This is a genomic window from Phyllobacterium sp. T2-21 (assembly GCF_055378485.1).
The window spans coordinates 154,084-171,089 of sequence record NZ_AP027914.1 but is presented as its reverse complement, the minus strand read 5'-3'; the positions used below and the strand labels follow the sequence as shown (position 1 = coordinate 171,089).

At 61.0% G+C, this 17,006-nt stretch carries 19 protein-coding genes; all 19 read left to right on the top strand.

Translation table 11 applies throughout. The features are described from left to right. The first annotated feature begins 4 nt into the window (after positions 1-4). The 19 genes from ACZ5FP_RS21130 to ACZ5FP_RS21040 all read left to right on the top strand — a co-directional run bounded on the left by ACZ5FP_RS21130 (position 5) and on the right by ACZ5FP_RS21040 (position 16,544). The gene (locus tag ACZ5FP_RS21130; RefSeq protein ID WP_346307966.1) at positions 5-445 is read left to right on the top strand and encodes a MotE family protein; all 441 of its coding nucleotides are present in this window, start codon (positions 5-7) and stop codon (positions 443-445) included. After that, positions 442-1,155, top strand: a complete 714-nt coding sequence (gene flgH / locus ACZ5FP_RS21125) for a flagellar basal body L-ring protein FlgH (RefSeq protein WP_403184549.1) — start codon at positions 442-444, stop codon at positions 1,153-1,155. The genes ACZ5FP_RS21130 and flgH overlap by 4 nt, the downstream gene beginning before the upstream one ends. 5 nt (positions 1,156-1,160) lie before the next feature. Continuing rightward, positions 1,161-1,649, top strand: coding sequence for a flagellar basal body-associated FliL family protein (locus ACZ5FP_RS21120; RefSeq protein ID WP_288193890.1), 489 nt, complete (start codon positions 1,161-1,163; stop codon positions 1,647-1,649). Next, positions 1,646-2,383 (top strand): flagellar type III secretion system pore protein FliP, encoded by a 738-nt coding sequence (gene fliP / locus ACZ5FP_RS21115; protein ID WP_346307959.1) that lies wholly within the window; start codon positions 1,646-1,648, stop codon positions 2,381-2,383. The genes ACZ5FP_RS21120 and fliP overlap by 4 nt, the downstream gene beginning before the upstream one ends. 167 nt (positions 2,384-2,550) lie before the next feature. Next, positions 2,551-3,501, top strand: coding sequence for a flagellin N-terminal helical domain-containing protein (locus tag ACZ5FP_RS21110; protein WP_223615471.1), 951 nt, complete (start codon positions 2,551-2,553; stop codon positions 3,499-3,501). Positions 3,502-3,640: 139 nt separating this feature from the next. Further along, positions 3,641-5,287, top strand: coding sequence for a flagellar basal-body MS-ring/collar protein FliF (gene fliF / locus ACZ5FP_RS21105; RefSeq protein WP_464664429.1), 1,647 nt, complete (start codon positions 3,641-3,643; stop codon positions 5,285-5,287). Position 5,288: 1 nt separating this feature from the next. After that, on the top strand, positions 5,289-5,942 hold the full coding sequence (locus ACZ5FP_RS21100; RefSeq protein WP_464664428.1) for a hypothetical protein: 654 nt from the start codon (positions 5,289-5,291) through the stop codon (positions 5,940-5,942). Beyond that, on the top strand, positions 5,939-7,198 hold the full coding sequence (locus ACZ5FP_RS21095) for a MotB family protein (RefSeq protein WP_464664427.1): 1,260 nt from the start codon (positions 5,939-5,941) through the stop codon (positions 7,196-7,198). Before ACZ5FP_RS21100 ends, ACZ5FP_RS21095 begins: the two co-directional genes overlap by 4 nt. Positions 7,199-7,236: 38 nt before the next feature. Next, positions 7,237-8,406, top strand: a complete 1,170-nt coding sequence (locus tag ACZ5FP_RS21090) for a chemotaxis protein (protein ID WP_464664426.1) — start codon at positions 7,237-7,239, stop codon at positions 8,404-8,406. Then, positions 8,403-9,629 (top strand): flagellar hook-length control protein FliK, encoded by a 1,227-nt coding sequence (fliK, locus tag ACZ5FP_RS21085; protein ID WP_464664425.1) that lies wholly within the window; start codon positions 8,403-8,405, stop codon positions 9,627-9,629. Before ACZ5FP_RS21090 ends, fliK begins: the two co-directional genes overlap by 4 nt. Before the next feature lie 52 nt (positions 9,630-9,681). Continuing rightward, positions 9,682-10,152: a transglycosylase SLT domain-containing protein gene (locus ACZ5FP_RS21080; protein ID WP_223615515.1), complete on the top strand. Its 471-nt coding sequence runs from the start codon at positions 9,682-9,684 to the stop codon at positions 10,150-10,152. Positions 10,153-10,390: 238 nt separating this feature from the next. Next, on the top strand, positions 10,391-11,062 hold the full coding sequence (ftcR, locus tag ACZ5FP_RS21075) for a flagellar transcriptional regulator FtcR (protein ID WP_105735195.1): 672 nt from the start codon (positions 10,391-10,393) through the stop codon (positions 11,060-11,062). A gap of 122 nt (positions 11,063-11,184) precedes the next feature. Beyond that, the gene (locus ACZ5FP_RS21070; protein ID WP_464664424.1) at positions 11,185-12,471 is read left to right on the top strand and encodes a flagellar hook protein FlgE; all 1,287 of its coding nucleotides are present in this window, start codon (positions 11,185-11,187) and stop codon (positions 12,469-12,471) included. A gap of 28 nt (positions 12,472-12,499) precedes the next feature. Beyond that, positions 12,500-13,972 (top strand): flagellar hook-associated protein FlgK, encoded by a 1,473-nt coding sequence (flgK, locus tag ACZ5FP_RS21065; RefSeq protein WP_464664423.1) that lies wholly within the window; start codon positions 12,500-12,502, stop codon positions 13,970-13,972. Between the two features lie 2 nt (positions 13,973-13,974). Beyond that, entirely contained in the window at positions 13,975-15,024 is a 1,050-nt protein-coding gene (locus ACZ5FP_RS21060) for a flagellar hook-associated family protein (protein ID WP_464664422.1), read from the top strand. 51 nt (positions 15,025-15,075) lie between these two features. Beyond that, a complete protein-coding gene (flaF, locus tag ACZ5FP_RS21055; RefSeq protein ID WP_223615462.1) occupies positions 15,076-15,420 on the top strand; it encodes a flagellar biosynthesis regulator FlaF in 345 nt (114 codons plus the stop codon). A 5-nt stretch (positions 15,421-15,425) separates the two neighbouring features. Continuing rightward, positions 15,426-15,866 carry a flagellar biosynthesis repressor FlbT gene (gene flbT / locus ACZ5FP_RS21050; RefSeq protein ID WP_464664421.1) on the top strand — a complete coding sequence of 147 codons (441 nt, stop codon included), beginning with the start codon at positions 15,426-15,428 and terminating at the stop codon, positions 15,864-15,866. Continuing rightward, complete coding sequence (gene flgD, locus ACZ5FP_RS21045; protein ID WP_464664420.1) at positions 15,863-16,261, top strand: flagellar hook assembly protein FlgD; 399 nt, start codon at positions 15,863-15,865, stop codon at positions 16,259-16,261. The genes flbT and flgD overlap by 4 nt, the downstream gene beginning before the upstream one ends. Positions 16,262-16,277: 16 nt before the next feature. Next, a complete protein-coding gene (locus ACZ5FP_RS21040; RefSeq protein ID WP_105735188.1) occupies positions 16,278-16,544 on the top strand; it encodes a flagellar biosynthetic protein FliQ in 267 nt (88 codons plus the stop codon). Positions 16,545-17,006: the final 462 nt, after the last annotated feature.

Below are 17,006 nucleotides of genomic sequence, written 5' to 3'. Positions count from 1 at the left end.
CACGATGGCGCAGGATGCGGCCCCCAAGGATGAAACCGGGCAGGAAATCGGCCGCTATTGCACCAACATCACCGACAAGGCGGCCGATGCGCGCTATGCCATGCAGACGCGCGAACTGGAGCAGCTGCGGGCGGATATCGACAGCCGCATCCAGGAGCTGGAGGCCAAGCGCAAGGAATATGAAGTCTGGCTGAAACGGCGTGACGAGTTCATCGACAAGGCCGAGGATTCGCTGGTGGGCATCATTTCCAAGATGCGGCCGGATGCAGCTGCCGCCCAGATGGCGCTGATGGGCGACGAGCCGGCAGCCGCGCTGCTGCTGAAGCTCAATCCCCGTGTCTCCAGCGTTATCCTGAATGAAATGCCCGCGGAAAAATCCTCGCGTCTAGCCCGCGTGATTGTCGGATCCCGTGTGGTCACAAACAAAGAAAGAACCGCACAATGAAGAAAGCGGCATCCCTGCTTGCCATCGCCAGTGCCGTTGCCCTTTCGGGATGCGCCGACAATTTTCGTGATCTGAACCGCACACCACAGATGTCGCCGGTGGGCGCGGGTGTCGGGCAAAGCTTCAGCGTCTCGGATCCGTCCTATTATCCGTCCCAGCCGCAGCCGAAACGCTATTCGCTCTGGCAGGACCGCGCGGCCGGCTTCTTCCGCGATCCGCGCGCCACCAATCCGGGCGACGTTTTGACCGTCAACATTCTGATCGACGAAAAGGCGACGTTCGACAACAAGAACAGCCGTTCGCGCGTCGCCTCATCCGATGTCGGCGGCAAGGCGGATATCAGCGGCAGCGGCTTCTCCGCCGGCAATATCGGCGGCAATCTCGATTTGAAATCCGATAGCCGCACCAAGGGCGAGGGCAAGATCGAGCGGTCGGAAAAGATCGTGCTGAGGGTTGCGGCCATCGTCACCAATATTCTGCCCAACGGCAATCTGGTCATCCGCGGCTCGCAGGAGGTGCGCGTCAACTATGAATTGCGGGTGCTGAATGTCGCCGGCGTCGTACGGCCGCGTGACATTTCCGGCGACAATGTCATTTCCTATGAGAAGATCGCCGAAGCGCGCATTTCCTATGGCGGCCGCGGGCGCCAGAGCGAAACGCAGCAGCCGGCTTGGGGTCAGCAGATCCTCGATCAAGTATCGCCGATCTGACCGATATGAGCACGCTCGCCGAAGACACGACACCCGCCCCGAAAGCACCATCCAGCGTGGCGGTCATTGCTGCGGTGGCGGTCCTCACGCTCGTCGCTGCGGCGGGCGGCTGGTTTCTTGGAACACAGCTCGGCCTGAGCGTGCCGGCCGGTCAGGCCGCCGGGGCGGGCGAGAAGACGCGCCCCGCCGGTACCGACCTGCCATCCGGCAATGTCGTGGCGCTCAAACCGATCCTGACCAACGTGAAAATCCCGCAGGATGTCTGGATCAGGCTGGAAGCGGGCATCGTGGCCAAGCCCGGCGAGAAAATATCCGATGAAATGGCTGCAACCGTTGCCGGCGACTTCATGGCCTTCCTGCGCACCGTCAATCTCATGCAGCTGCGCGGGGCGGCGGGGCTGGAATATCTGCGCATGGATCTGCAGGAGAGGGCGCGGATGCGCTCCGAGGGCAAGATCGAGAAAGTGTACATCTGGGCATTGGTGATGGAATGAAACGGCGTCTTCTGACACCCCTGCTGCTGCTTGTACTCGGCGGAACCGCCATGGCCCAGACGCCCTCGCTCCTGGACGGGCTGATCCCGCAGGGCAGCGCGTCGACCAGCGGCCAGATCATCCAGATGCTGGCGGTGCTGACGGTGCTTTCCATCGCGCCGGGCATCCTGATCATGGCGACGAGTTTTACCCGCTTCGCCATTGCCTTCTCCATGCTGCGCTCGGGCCTCGGCCTGCAGACAACGCCGGCCAATCTCGTGATGATCAGCCTTGCGCTGTTCATGACCTTCTATGTCATGGCGCCGGTCTTCGACCGGGCATGGCAGAATGGCGTGCAGCCGCTGGTGAACAACCAGATCACCCAGGATGTGGCGATCCGCGAGATCATGTCGCCGTTCCGTGAATTCATGCTGCGGCAGGTGCGCGACAAGGATTTGCGGCTGTTCGAGGATCTGGCGGACGAATCCTTCCGCACCAAGGCCAACGAGGCCATTGATATGCGTATCCTCGTGCCCGCCTTCATGATTTCCGAGCTGCGCCGCGGTTTCGAGATCGGCTTTCTCATCGTCCTGCCGTTCCTGGTCATCGACCTGATCGTCGCGACGCTCACCATGTCCATGGGCATGATGATGCTGCCGCCGACCGTGTTGTCGCTGCCGTTCAAGATCCTGTTCTTCGTGCTGATCGACGGCTGGAATATTCTGGTCGGCAGTTTGATACGATCGTTTTCGTAACCATGATGAAAATTAATCCTGGCCGTTATTGAAACCGTAACAATTCTGGCGTACTCCTGCTCGTCATAACAGGTGACCGCTTCGGTTACAGGCATCATGCCGCTCTGTTAGGTCGGTTCTGATCCGACATGTCCCCATCACATGTATCTTTTATAGGGGCTTTTTCCATGGCCAGCATTCTTACCAACGCGTCAGCAATGACCGCGCTTCAGACACTTACTGCAACCGGCAAAAACCTTGCCACCACTCAGAACCGCATTGCAACGGGCCTGAAGATCTCCGAAGCTTCCGACAACGCCGCTTACTGGTCGATCGCTACCACGATGCGTTCGGACAATGGTGCCAACTCGGTTATCCAGGACGCTCTCGGTCTCGGCAGCTCCAAGATCGATACTGCCTATTCCGCAATGAACAAGGCCATTGATTCGGTAAACACCATCAAGAACCTGGTTCTGGCTTCCAAGAATGCCAGCGCTGAAGACCGCGCCAAGAACCAGCTGCTGATCAACTCGGCTATCGGCGCCCTGAAGGAAAACGCAGGCGCTTCCTACGCCGGTTCCAACCTGCTCACCACCGACCAGGCTGTCGACGCTGCTCCTGCAACGGCAAACTTCAGCACGATCGCTTCCTACAGCCGCAGCTCGACCGGCGTCGTAACGACCGGCTCGATCGACGTTGCGCTTGCCAATACCCGTCTTATCGACACGGGCGGCACCGCTGCAACGAAGACCGGCATTCTCGACAAGCAGTTTGCTGTTACCAACGCCGCAGCCGCACCTGTCACAACGCAGACCTCGATCCTGACGATCGACGTTTCGGCTGCAGGCGTCGACAACACGGCGATTGACGGCATGCTGACCGGTATCGAAGCTGCTGCCAAGGGCCTGGCTTCCGGTGCTTCGCAGCTCGGTGCTGCCAAGACCCGTATCGACAGCCAGAAGTCGTTCATCAGCGCGCTTTCGGATGCCGTTGATCGTGGTATCGGCACGCTGGTCGACGCTGACATGAACAAGGAATCGGCTCGTCTGTCGGCTCTGCAGGTTCAGCAGCAGCTCGGCGTTCAGGCGCTGTCGATTGCCAATGCAAGCAACCAGACCATCCAGCAGCTGTTCCGCTAAGGATGACGATCCCTCGGGATCGATACTGAATTGGGCCACGCCTCGTGCGTGGCCTTTTTCTTTTCCACTTCGCAGCACGCTCTAACTTCGCGCAAGCTTCGGCCTCTATGGTCGGACGACGCAAGCGTGGTGGGCATTGATGGAAAAGAATATCAGACAGTCTCTGGAGCAGTTTCTGGGTGCCATGAAAAAGCTTGGCGCGCGGCGGCTCATCGGGCTCGCCCTCGTCGGCGTCACCCTGTTCGCCACCATCCTTGTCTCCAGCATTTATCTCAACCGCCCGCAATATGAGACGCTGTATGTCGGTCTCAGCCGCGACGACGTCAACCGCATGGGCATGGCCCTCGGCGAAGCGGGCATACCGTTCGATGTGAAGGCCGACGGCACCTCCGTGCTCGTCCCGTTCGGCAAGGCGGACCAGGCCCGCATGTATCTGGCCGAGAAGGGGCTGCCGACCAGCAACAATGCCGGTTACGAGCTCTTCGACAATATGGGCTCGCTGGGCCTTACCTCGTTCATGCAGGAAATCACCCGGGTACGGGCGCTGGAAGGCGAAATCTCCCGGACAATCCAGGCGATCCGCGGCATCAAGGCCGCCCGCGTGCATATTGTTCTGCCGGAAAAGGGCAGTTTCCGCCGCGGCGATCAGGCACCTTCCGCTTCCGTGGTGATCCGCACCGAAGGCGGGTTCTCGATGGAGTCGGCGCAGTCGATCCGCCAGCTTGTCGCAGCCGCCGTGCCGCAGCTGACTGCCTCCGAAGTCACCGTGCTCGATACGAACGGGCGGCTCCTGGCATCCAAGGATGATGGCTCGAATGCCGGTGCCGTCATGTCGGCGACGCTGGAGCAGAATGTTTCGGCCTCGGTCGATGACAACATCCGCAAGGCGCTTGCACCCTATCTCGGCATCGGCCATTTCCAGACAAGCGTCCAGGTGGCGCTCGATACGGACAAGCGCCAGACCAACGAGACCGTGTTCGACCCGGAATCAAAGGTTGAGCGGTCCGTGCGTGTCGTGCGCGAAAGCGGCGATTCGAAGAACTCGAAGAGCGACAACGCGACCGGTGTGGAACAGAACATCCCGCAGGAAGAAATTCAGAGCAAGAACGGCGACAGCTCGACCGAAAAGACCGACAAGCGCGAAGAGCTGACCAATTACGAGGTCAATTCCAAGACGATCTCGACGGTCAGCGACAGCTATCAGATCAAGCGCCTGTCGATCGCCGTCGTCATCGACCAGGCGCGGTTGCTGGCAACCGCAGGCGTCACGCCGGTTCCGGACAAATTCGTCGAACAGCAGATCGCCAAGATCACCCAATTGGTGGCAACCGCGGCCGGCCTCGACCAGAAACGTGGGGACGTCATCAACGTGACCGCGCTGAACTTCATGGAAGCAACCGACGATCAGCTGCAGCCGGCCGCCACGCCGCTGTCGGAAACGATGTCGCGGCAGGCGGGCAGCTTCGTCAATGCCGCTGCACTGATCGTCGCCGTGGGTCTGATCCTGTGGTTCGGCGTTCGCCCGCTGATGCGCGAAATGACCAAGCCGCAGGATGCGCTGCAGCTGGCGGCCGGTACGGACGTGGCTGTTCCCGATTTCACCGCCGCATCGCGGCCGCAACCGGCGCTGGCCGCCAATGCCGACCAGAGCCTGCCCTATGACGACCTGAGCGAGCTGCGGCGGCGCATGCGCGTTCCCGCGCAGAACCGGCTGGAACAGATGATCGATATGGATGAAGAGCGCGTGGCGGCGATCCTGAAACAATGGGTTCACGAGGCAGCTTGATATGGCCCGATCGATTGCCAGTATGCTCACCGACTTCACGCCGAAACATGTGCCCGATAACCGGGTGACGGTTTTTGCCGCCGCGACGCGTGAGCGCGTTGAAACATTGGTGGATGATGCGGTTCCCGAAGATGTTGTCGATCTCATCGATATCGAGCTGAAGATCAAGGAAACCTTCGAGCTCGGCCGCGCCGAGGGGCAGGCGGAGGCCTCCGTGCTTTTCGATGCGGAAAAACTGCGGCTGGAGCGGGATTTTCAGGAACAACTGGCGGCGGCGGAAGCGGATTTCATGGATCGGATCGGAACCCGCCTGTACGATCAGGTTGAAGCGGGGCTGGCGGTCATATCGGCGGGACTGTCGAGCAGTCTTGCAACCGTTCTTTCCCCCTTGGTTGAAAAGAATCTGCGTGAGCGCGCTGTTACCGGCTTTGTCGGGGAAATCGAGCGGCTGACACAGGGCCTGGAGGGCGTGATGATCGACATTTCCGGGCCGCCGCACCTCATCGATGCTTTGCGCAATCGCCCGGGGATTGATCTCATGCGCTTCACGTTCACCCGGTCCGATCAACCGGAACTGTCGATGAAACTCGACGACGTGGTTGTCGAAACGCGGCTTGGTCACCTGATTGATGCGGTGAAGGATACGACCCGATGAATATCGACCCGGAAACCCGCCGCGAAATCGTCATTGTCCGGCGCGGCCGCAATGACGGCGAAGACAGCCACCATGGCGGCGTCTGGAAGATCGCCTATGCGGATTTCATGACCGCGATGATGGCTTTCTTCCTGGTCATGTGGCTGATCAATGCCGCCAATGAGGAAACCAAGGCGGCCGTTGCCAGCTATTTCAATCCGGTCAAGCTGATGGACCGGCAGGCGCGGCCGAAGGGCATTGAAGCCACGGACAATCAGGAAGGCAAGGTTCGCTTCGAGCGCCCCAATTCGACCGATGCGGAAACCAAGAGCGCGCGCAACGAAAAGGAACTGCAAGCCAAGCCGGAGACGGAAGAGCGGCAGATGTTCAAGGACCCCTATGCGGTGCTTGCGGAAATCGCTACGGATTCCGGCGTGTTGCAGAACCGGTCTGCCAAGGGTGACGGCGGGTCCAACAATGCCGGCCCATCCACGGGCGCGCAGGGCGGCGACGCCTATCGTGATCCCTTCAATCCCAATTATTGGTCGACCCACGTGGAGGATGATCTCTTTCCGCTGACCGACAGTCCCGCCGTGCCGCCGCCCTCGCAGGAACAGCTGGAAAAGCGGGCCGCGGGCGTTGAAGACAAGGCCGGTGCGCAGGCGCAGACGCCCGATGCAAAGCCGATGGATACGGCCAGTGCCGCCCAGCAGGCGAACCAGCAGAAGCTGGAAAAGGCGGCAGTCAAGCCCGCCGACGCCAGCGTAACCGTTGATCCGGCGAAGGGCGACAAGCAGCCGGATTCGGCGCAGCTTGCTTCGGCGCGCGAGCTTGCCTCGGAAATTTCCAAGAAGACCAGCACTGCCGCCGATGAAAAGGCGCCTGACATCACCGTGGTGCCCACCGACGAGGGTGTCCTGATCCAGCTGACCGACAAGGTCGACTACGGCATGTTCGCCATCGGATCGGCAAAGCCGGACAAGCGGGTGGTGCAGGTTCTCGAGCAGATCGCCAAGATCATCGCGACGCGCAAGGGCGACGTCATCATCAGCGGCCACACCGACGCACGCCCCTTCAAGAGCGATACCTATGACAACTGGCGGTTGTCGTCGGCGCGCGCGCACATGGCCTATTACATGCTGACGCGCGGCGGCCTCGATGCCAAGCGCATCCTGCGCGTGGAAGGCTATGCCGACCGCGATCCCAAGGTGCCGGCCGATCCCTACGCGGCTCAGAACCGGCGTATCGACATCTTTTTGAAAACGGCCAAGAGATGATGTGGGGCTCCCGTCTGCGATGGCTGCTGATCGGTTTTATGAGCCTGCCTCTTGGCATGGCCCGGGCCGACATGCTGTCGCCGGAACCCTATCTGCTGGTGCGCTCCATGCGCATGCTGCAGGATCAGGTGGCCTCCGGCAAGCCGGAAGCCCTGCCCATGCTCAACCGGGTGCTGGGCCATATTGCAGCGCAGCTCCAGGCGGCCAATCCGGACGTCTGGCAAAAGCCGGCCAACGCCTACGCCATTCTCATCTATCTCCTGAATGGCGGCAATCCGCAGGTCGTGCGCACCATCCTCACCACGACGAAACTGGATGGCATCAGTCCCAAGCTGGTCGCCGGTTCGCTGGCCTATGCGGACGGCAATCCGCTTGGCATTGTTGAAAACTTCAGCGAGGAGCTGCCGCCGGATGTGCCGAGCGAACTGATCGCTTCCATCTCGCTGGTGACGGCAGCACAGCTCGCCGCCATCGATGTACCGACAGCGCTGAAGCGCCTGGATTATATCCGCTTGACGGCGCCGGGAACCCTGCTGGAAGAGGCTGCCCTGCGGCGCGGCCTGATGATGGCCGCCAATCTGGGCGACAAGGACAAGGTCAGGCTGCTGGCCCGCAATTATCTGCAGCGCTTTGCCCTTTCACCCTATTCGGAGGACTTCTTCCGCCAGCTGGTCGATGCGGTCATGGTCCTCAAGGCCAAGATCAGCAATGACGAGATCGAGGAAATGGCGTCGCTGGCCTGGACCGGAGCCCGCATGCCCTTTTACCTGCGCATAGCCCGCGGTGCGATCGTTGGCGGCGACATGCAGCGCGCCCGATTCATGTCGGAAAAAGCCGAAGCGCTGGCCCAGTCGCTCAAGGCGGATGACACGCAGGCACGGCTCTATCTCGGGATCAGCAATGTCGGTACGGAAAAGACCGACGATGCGATGAAAATGCTCTCGGAATTGCCGCGCGACCGCCTGCATGAACGCGATGTCAAACTGCTGGAAGCAGCGGCGGCGATGGGGGGTAAAATCCTCGAGCAGCCATCCGCGGATGTTGCGGAAACGCCGCAGCGATCCGTCGTGAGAGCTGGTGCCGCACCAACGGACGCCAGGGCAAAGACCGGTGCACCCAAACCGGCCATCGCGGTTGATCCGATGATCGATGAAACACGCAAGAAGCTTGACGCAATCGATGCGCTTCTAGGGAAGGCCAGGAAATGACCATCGGACCGGATATGCCGCTCAGATCACTCAAGGACGCCATTGTCGGGGAGACAGGCAAGGGAAACCGCCTGCCCGACAGGAAAGCCGCCAAGGGCAAGGACGACGCGGTTGACTTCAAGTCCATGCTGGAGGCAAAGCCGCTGCGCCTGCCGTCAGAGGCGGGCGACGGGATCGCGCCGGATGACGTCGCCGCGATGGATGACGAACCGGCGGTTGAAGCGGACGATGAGCAGGCAAGCACGGGCCCGTCCGTGCAGGCCATGTTCGGCCAGTCCATCCTCGCGCTGGAACAGCTGCTTGACCGGCAGGCATCGGCCGGTGGCGGTCAGCCGGGACGCGAGAACAAGCCGCTGCGGGCGCTGGACGCCAATGCCCTGACCGACGGGGAGACGGCGCTCGATACCGGCGGAAATGGTCAGGACGAACCGCCTGCGCCTGCGTCTCTGGCCGACAGGAAATCCGCTGCCGATGGGGCTGACAAGCCGGCTGTGAAGACCGCTGCCAATCCTGATACCAAGGCTCAGCCGGACAGGGCCGATGGCCCGCAGCCGCAGCCTGCCGAAGCAGCGGCGGCCGATGCGCCCAAGGCCCGCGTCAGTGCAAAGCAGGCGCCAGAACAGGCGCCGCCGCCCGCCATCAGCACCCCGGCTCCGGTTGCCCAGCCGGCCCCCGCCGCCGAGCCGCGCGTCACCCTGACAACACTTGCCGAGGCGGCGCCGGCAGCGCCGCAGAGCCGCCCCGCCATCGCGGATGTCCAGATCATCTCGGATCACAGCACCAGTGCGGCCCGAACGCTGGTGATCCAGTTGCAGCCGGTCGAACTCGGTACGGTCACGGCCCGCCTGCGTCTGACCGGCGAAGGCATGCATATCCAGCTCATGGCGGAAAGCAGGGCAGCAGCCGAGCACCTCGCGCGCGACCACGAAGCCTTGGGCAAGGCCCTGCAGCGCGCCGGTGTTGCCGATGATGCATCCGCCGTCACCATTTCCGTGATCGATCGCAGTGGGGCCGTGGCAAGCACGCAACCCGGCCAGCAGGCCATGACCGGCCAGGACCAGCCGGCCGGGAGCCGGGGACAGGCCAACACCGGCTCGCAGGGAACGCAGGGCGACCGCTCGTCCGGGCAGCAGCATTTTGGAGACAGCAGACGCGATGAAAGCGATGACAAGACTGCCAAAGCCATGGCTGATCGCACTGTGTCTCGCGGTCTGGTCGTGTAGCAGTCTGCTGACCGCGCACGCTGCGCGCGCCGACAATCTCTGCGAGCGCGAAATGCACCGGGCGTCGAGCAAGTACGACATCCCGATCGGCATTCTCTATGCGGTTGGGCTGACCGAAACCGGGCGCAAGGACTCGCTGCAGCCCTACGCCATGAACATCGAAGGCAAAGCGGTTTTCATGCCGTCAGCTGCGGCGGCCGTGATGAAATTCAACGAAGCGCATGGCCAGGGAGCCAAGCTCATCGATCTCGGTTGCATGCAGATCAATCACTATTTTCACGCCAGCGCCTTTCCCTCCGTGGGGGCAATGCTGGACCCGGCAACCAATGTCGATTACGCCGCGCGCTTTCTCAAACAGCTCCGGGCACGCGAAGGCAACTGGACCATGGCCGTGGCACGCTACCATGCGGGTCCCAACAACAATCCGGCACAGAAGCAGTATGTCTGCCGGGTCATGGAAAACATGGTGGCTTCGGGCTTCGGAAACTGGACGCAAAAGGCGCGAATGTTCTGCGATAAGTGAGGGTGTTAATGATCGGTAATAAAACGTGAATTTGTTGACGCGGTCATCTTTCGTTAAGGTATGACCAGTAGACATTCAGCCATGCGAGTCGCATCGCGTTTCCCTCCCGTTTCCCCTTCGGACTCCCCATTTCAGACTCCCAATTAATTGCGGTCAATTAGTTGGGGATTGTCGGCGAGTCATCGACCCCGCTAGGTGTGTGTTGTGTGGGGTTTTTACTGATTCGGAAGGTGGGGCCGTGATTGTAGTCGTCGACGAACGAAGTCTGGTGACGAGTGGGTATTCGGCGTGGTTCGCCCGCGAGGGCATTACAACAACAGGGTTCGCTCCCGATGATTTCGGTGACTGGGTTTCGACCGTCCAGCAGAGCGACATTATGGCGGTTGAGGCGTTTCTGATAGGGGAATGTGCGAACCGCAGCCAGTTTCCCCACAAGATTCGTGAGCGCTGCTCGGCGCCGGTCATTGCGGTCAACGAAACGCAGTCGCTCGAACACACGCTTGAACTCTTCCAGGCCGGTGTTGACGACGTGGTGCGCAAGCCGATGCATGTGCGGGAAATTCTCGCCCGCATCAACGCGATCCGCCGGCGCTACGGCAACGGCGATACGGGCACGCAGGTCGGTCCGATCCGCGTCTTCTCGGACGGCCGCGATCCGCAGGTCAACGGCGTCGAGTTTTCGCTGCCGCGGCGTGAACGCCGCATCCTGGAATATCTGATCGCCAACCGCGGGCGGCGCCTGAACAAGGCGCAGATATTCAGCGCGATCTACGGCATTTTCGACAGTGAGGTCGAGGAAAGCGTGGTCGAGAGCCACATCAGCAAGCTGCGCAAGAAGCTGCGTGAGCAGCTCGGCCACGATCCGATCGATTCCAAGCGGTTCCTCGGTTACTGCATCAATCTCGATTGAGCCTTCACCGCTCCGCCGCCGGCGGGGCGTTCAGCAAGTTCTCGAAACATTCAAGGCGTCAGGTTCACGCAAGCATCGTCAGGTTACGATTCGCAACGGAATCATCGCGCAAGGAGACGGAAATGAGCCTCTATGGAATGATGCGGACGGGTGTATCGGGCATGAACGCCCAGTCAAATCGCCTGTCGACCGTGTCCGACAACATCGCCAATTCCAGCACCACCGGCTACAAGCGCGCCAGCACCCAGTTTGCCTCGCTGGTTCTGCCAAGCTCGGGCGGCTCCTACAATTCCGGCGGCGTCGAAACGGTTGTGCGTCACCATATTTCCGACGATGGTTCGCTGCGCTTCACCACCTCATCGACAGACCTTGCGCTCAAGGGCAACGGGTTCTTCGTGGTCAATGACAGCAGCGGCACGCCATACCTGACACGCGCCGGTTCGTTCGTGCCGGATGCGCAGGGCAATCTGGTCAATGCGGCCGGCTACTATCTCATGGGCAATCCGATCGTGAACGGCCAGACCAATTCGGTCATCAATGGCTACCAGGGGCTCGAGAAGATCAACGTCAAGCAGAACGATCTTGTCGCCGATCCAAGCCGCAAGGGCACGTTCACGGCCAACCTGCCGGCGGGCTCCGCCGTTGTCGCTGCCGCCGACCTTCCGTCCAATGCGGCCGCCAATGCCGCCGGGACGGCAAAATACACCGCCAAGACATCGCTGCAGAGTTTTGACAATCTCGGCAATCTGGTGGTTCTCGATGTTTACTTCACCAAGACAGGTGAAGATCCGGTCACCAAGAACGCCACGTGGGAGGCCACGGTTTACAACAAGGCCGATGCGGCGGCCAGCGGCGGCTTCCCCTATTCGAAGGCGCCCCTGGCCAGCGAAAGCTTCAATTTCGATGGCGCAACCGGCAAGATGACGTCGGCCGACAAATCCCTTTCGGTGCAGATCCCCAACGGCCAGATGCTCGAGATCGACATGTCGGCCACCAAGCAGCTGGCAGGCGATTACACGCCGATCGAGGCGAAGATCGACGGCAGCACCCCGAGCCCGATCGAGAACGTCGATATCGCGGCAGACGGCACCGTCGTTGCCCGCTACAAGAATGGCGCGCAGCGCGCCATCTACCAGATCGCTCTGGCTGACGTTCCCAGCCCCGACAACCTGCTTGTCCTGTCCGGCAATGTGTTTGCGACCAGCGCCAACTCCGGCGATGTGCAGTTCGGCCGGCCCGGCAAGGGCAGCTTCGGAACACTGACATCCGGCGCGTTGGAAGAATCGAACGCGGATATCGCGCAGGAACTGACTGAGATGATTGAGGCGCAGAGAAGCTACACGGCCAATTCCAAGGTCTTCCAGACCGGTGCGGATTTGATGGACGTGCTGGTCAATCTGAAGAGGTAGCATCGCAAATGTTGATTGGACCTAAGGCATGTCACTAAGCTCGGCGCTCCTTACCGCTCAGAGTGCTCTGACGACGACGTCGAAACAGACAGCGTTGGTATCCCGCAATCTTGCGGGTGCCAACGATCCCAATTTTACGCGCCGCATCGGCTCCGTTGTCAGCGGCCCCAACGGATCGACCTATCTGTCCGTCAGCCGCTCGGCCGACGATGCGCTCCTGTCCAAATACATCGAGACGAACAGCCAGTACGGCTCGTCCTCGACGCTGAAGAGCGGCCTTGACAGGCTTTCCGGCATTTACTCCGCCAACAACGCATCCGGTTCGCCGAGCGCTCTTCTGGGCGACCTGCGCGATTCCCTGCAGCTCTACGCATCGCAGCCGGGCAATAACTCCGTTGGTGAAGCGGCGGTGTCCAAGGCCGTCAACCTGGCCAATGCCCTGAACAAGGGAACAAGCGACATCCAGAAGCTGCGCCAGGATGCCGACAACGACATCAAGGATTCCGTCAGCAATCTGAACGCGCTGCTGGCAAAGTTCGAAACCATCAACAACCGGGTGGTCAACGGAACCCGCTCGGGCGCCGATGTGTCGGATTTCCTCGATCAGCGCGATGGCCTGCTGAAGGAAATTTCCGGTGAGATCGGCATCACGACGATGGTGCGCGGCGACAATGATGTCGTGATTTTCGCCGAGTCCGGGGTCACCCTGTTCGAAGGATCGCCCCGCAAGGTCAGCTTCACGCCGACCGCTGCATTTGCTGCGGGAACCACCGGCAACCAGGTCTATGTGGACGGCGTGCCGCTGTCGCACGATACGTTCCAGCAGCCCTACGGGACGGGACGGCTGAGCGGCCTGCTGCAGCTGCGCGACCAGACCGCGCCTGCCTACCAGAACCAGCTCGACGAGATCGCGCGCAGTCTTGTCAGCATGTTTGCCGAAAAAGACCAGAAGACGCCGCCGACCCTGCCGGACGTTCCGGGTCTTTTCACCTATTCCGGCGCGCCGGCCATGCCTGCGGACGGAACGATATCGCCCGGCATTGCCGGGACCATCAAGGTTTCCTCGGCCTATATCCAGTCGGAAGGCGGCAGCCCGACGCTCCTGCGTGACGGCGGCACCAACCCGGCCAATCCGGATTATGTGCAGAACACTTCGGGGTCGGCTGGCTTTTCATCCCGCCTGCAGGGGCTGATCGGCGCCATCAATGCGCCGCGCAGCTACGATGCGAATGCCGGCATCACCGGCCAGAAGAACCTCCTGGACTATTCCGCCGCCTCGATCAGTTCGCTTGAAACCAAGCGCAAGGCTGCCACGGAGACCAATACCTATAACGGCGTGCTGGCATCGCGGGCCGAAGACGCGATCTCCAATGCGTCGGGTGTGAACATCGATGTCGAGATGCAGTCGATGCTGCAGCTTGAACACTCCTATCAGGCGTCGGCCCGGATTCTCTCCGCCGTGGATGCCATGTTGAACGAACTCATGAACGCGGTGAAATAACGATGAAAACCCAATCGATTTCATCTTACATGCTGGCCAATTCCACCCGGAATATCCTGGCCAAGGCGCAGGCCGACCTGATCAAGGCAAAGGAAGAGTCGACCACCGGATTCGTGTCCGATACCGGTCTCGCGCTCGGCAGCCGGACAGGCCAGTCCATCTCCCTGCGCAAGGAGTTCGACCGGTTGACGGTTCTGACCGAAACGAACAATCTGATCGGCCAGCGCATGACGACATCGCAGAATGCGCTTGGCAATATGGTCAAGGGCGCGACGGATTTTCTCGGCACCGTGACCGCGCTGCGCGGTTCGTCCGACGGTCATTCGGTTGCCCTGGACAAGGCGAAAAGCGGTCTGCAGACCATGACGGGCCTCGCCAACACCAACTACAATGGCGAGTATGTCTTTGCCGGCGTGAACACGGACGTGCAGCCGATGGACGACTACTACGCCGCCGGCAGTCCGGCGCGCGCAGCCATCCAGACGGCTTTCCAGACGCAGTTCGGCTTTCCCATGACCGATCCGCAGGTGAAGAACATCACCGCCGATCAGATGAAGACCTTCCTCGACACCACGATGACCGCCCAGTTCAGCGCCGGCTCGTGGTCCAGCAACTGGTCGTCCGCGTCAGACACCGTCGTCAAAAGCCGGATCGCGCCGACGGAGCTGGCCGAGACCTCGGTCAGTGCCAACAATGCCGGGTTCCGGCAGATGGCGTTGAGCTACACCATGGTTGCCGAACTGAGCAATATCGGCTTGAACCAGGGCGCTTTCGATGCGGTCATGGACAAGGCGATCTCCACGACAACCCAGGCCGTCACCTCGCTGACCGGCGCACAGGCGTTTCTGGGTGATGCCCAGGCGCGGACCAAGGATGCGACCGATCGCCTGACCGTGCAGATCAAGGTGCTCAACAGCTCCGTTCTCGATCTGGAGGCTGTCGATCCCTATGAAGCGGCGAACCGCGTGAATGCCCTCTCAAACCAGATCCAGGCTTCCTACGCCCTGACCGTCAAGCTGCAGAGCCTGAGCCTGCTCAACTACCTGAAATAGCTGTAGCGGGCGCGGTTGCCACGCCCGTCTGCGCCGATACCGGAAAAACATATGTACCAGGCCCGATACAACGACATCATGGATGACGGCGCTGCCAGCGCCAAGGAGCGCGAACGCTCGCTGTTCGACCAGTCGATCATGATGCTGGAGGAAGCGCGCGACGAGGGCGCCTATTCCTTCAAGGGCATCGAAGCGGTGCATTTCACCTCGCGCCTGTGGGTGATCGTGATCGAAGATCTCGGCAGCCCGGAAAACGGCCTGCCGCCGCAATTGCGGGCGTCGCTGATCTCGATCGGCATCTATATCCTCAAGGAGCTTGAAGAGATCCGCCAGGGCCGGTCGACCGACTATGACGGCATTATCGAGATCACCAGAACCATTCGGGACGGGATCTGAACACCATGAAAATAACCCTGCGCGCCGGCGAGAAAGTCTATATCAACGGTGCTATCCTTTGTGCTGACCGCAAGGTTTCCCTCGAGTTTCTCAACGATGTGACGTTCCTGCTCGAGAGCCACGTCCTGCAGGCGGACGAGACGACGACACCGCTGCGCCAGCTCTATTACGCCGCACAGATCATGCTGATCAATCCGCTGATCAGGCATGAAGCCAGCATCACCTTCAAGCGCATGCTGGCAAACCTTTTGGCCACCTTCGAAAATCCGCTGATGCTCAAGGAGCTGAAGCTGATCGACGAGATCGTTTGCAACGACCGGGTGTTCGAGGCGCTCAAGGCCATACGGCTGCTCTATCCGCTGGAGGCGCAAATCCTCTCCGGCGAGCTTGAAACCATTCATCCCACCCATTCGGATCAGCCAAACCGGCCGGAGGCAATCGCATGACCACCACACCTCCCATAGGATCATCAACCGGCAATACACCGGACACGTCCAAGACCGGCGGACCGAGCGTCGACTACCAGTCCTTCCTGAAGCTGCTCGTCGCGCAGATGAAGAACCAGGACCCGACACAGCCGATGGACGGCACGCAATACGTCGCGCAGCTCGCGCAGTTCTCCAATGTCGAGCAGGCGACGCTGATGAACAAGAAGCTCGACCAGATTCTTGCCAGCGCCTCGCTTTCCCAGGCGGATGGCATTATCGGCAAGACCGTCACCAGCGCCGACGGCAAGGTCACCGGCGTGGTGGAATCGGTCAAGATCTACAGCGACGGCATGATCGCCACGCTCAAGGGCGGGGCCACACTGCCGATCACCGCCGGCATCGTCATCAGTTGACCGCCCGCCGCCGACCATGAATGAGGCCGATGCGCTCGACATCGTCAACCAGGCGATCTGGACGGTGATTGTCGCCGCCGGTCCGGCCGTGGGCGCCGCCATGCTGGCGGGCGTCATCATTGCCCTGTTTCAGGCCCTGACCCAAATCCAGGAAGTCACGCTGACCTTCGTGCCGAAGATCATCGTCATTCTTGCCGTACTTGCGCTGACCGCCCCCTTCGTCGGCTCGCAGATCAACACGCTGACCCTGCTCACCTATTCGCGGATCGAAAAGGGCTTTTGAGTCTTTGGTGCGTGGTTCGACAGGCTCACCATGAGGGAATCCAGCGCTCTGCAAAAATGCAACCTCCCTCATCCTGAGCTTGTCGAAGGGCGCGCGACAGCTATGCAACGCATCCCTCATCACAAAAAATCACGCCAACTTATCCACCACATCCCGACCCGCATTATTCTCATCCCTGTCCTTTCCGGCGGGAATGCTTCCGGAAACTTTCGAAAGTCGGGAAAGGACCGGCGCTTCGGCCTCGCAGGGAAGAAAACCTGTGCGGCCGGAGAGGGAGCGTTCAATGATGCCGCATTGAGCGAAACCGGTTGCCGGGGCGGGTGGTCCCCAGGATCGCAAGCATAGCATACCAGAATACCCAAGACCCGCGTTCCAGGGACCGCCCGTCTTTCCCACCTTCTCAATGGCCAGACGCAATTGCGGGCGTGGCAACCGGTCGACGTGGCCGCTTTGGCTTCGCGT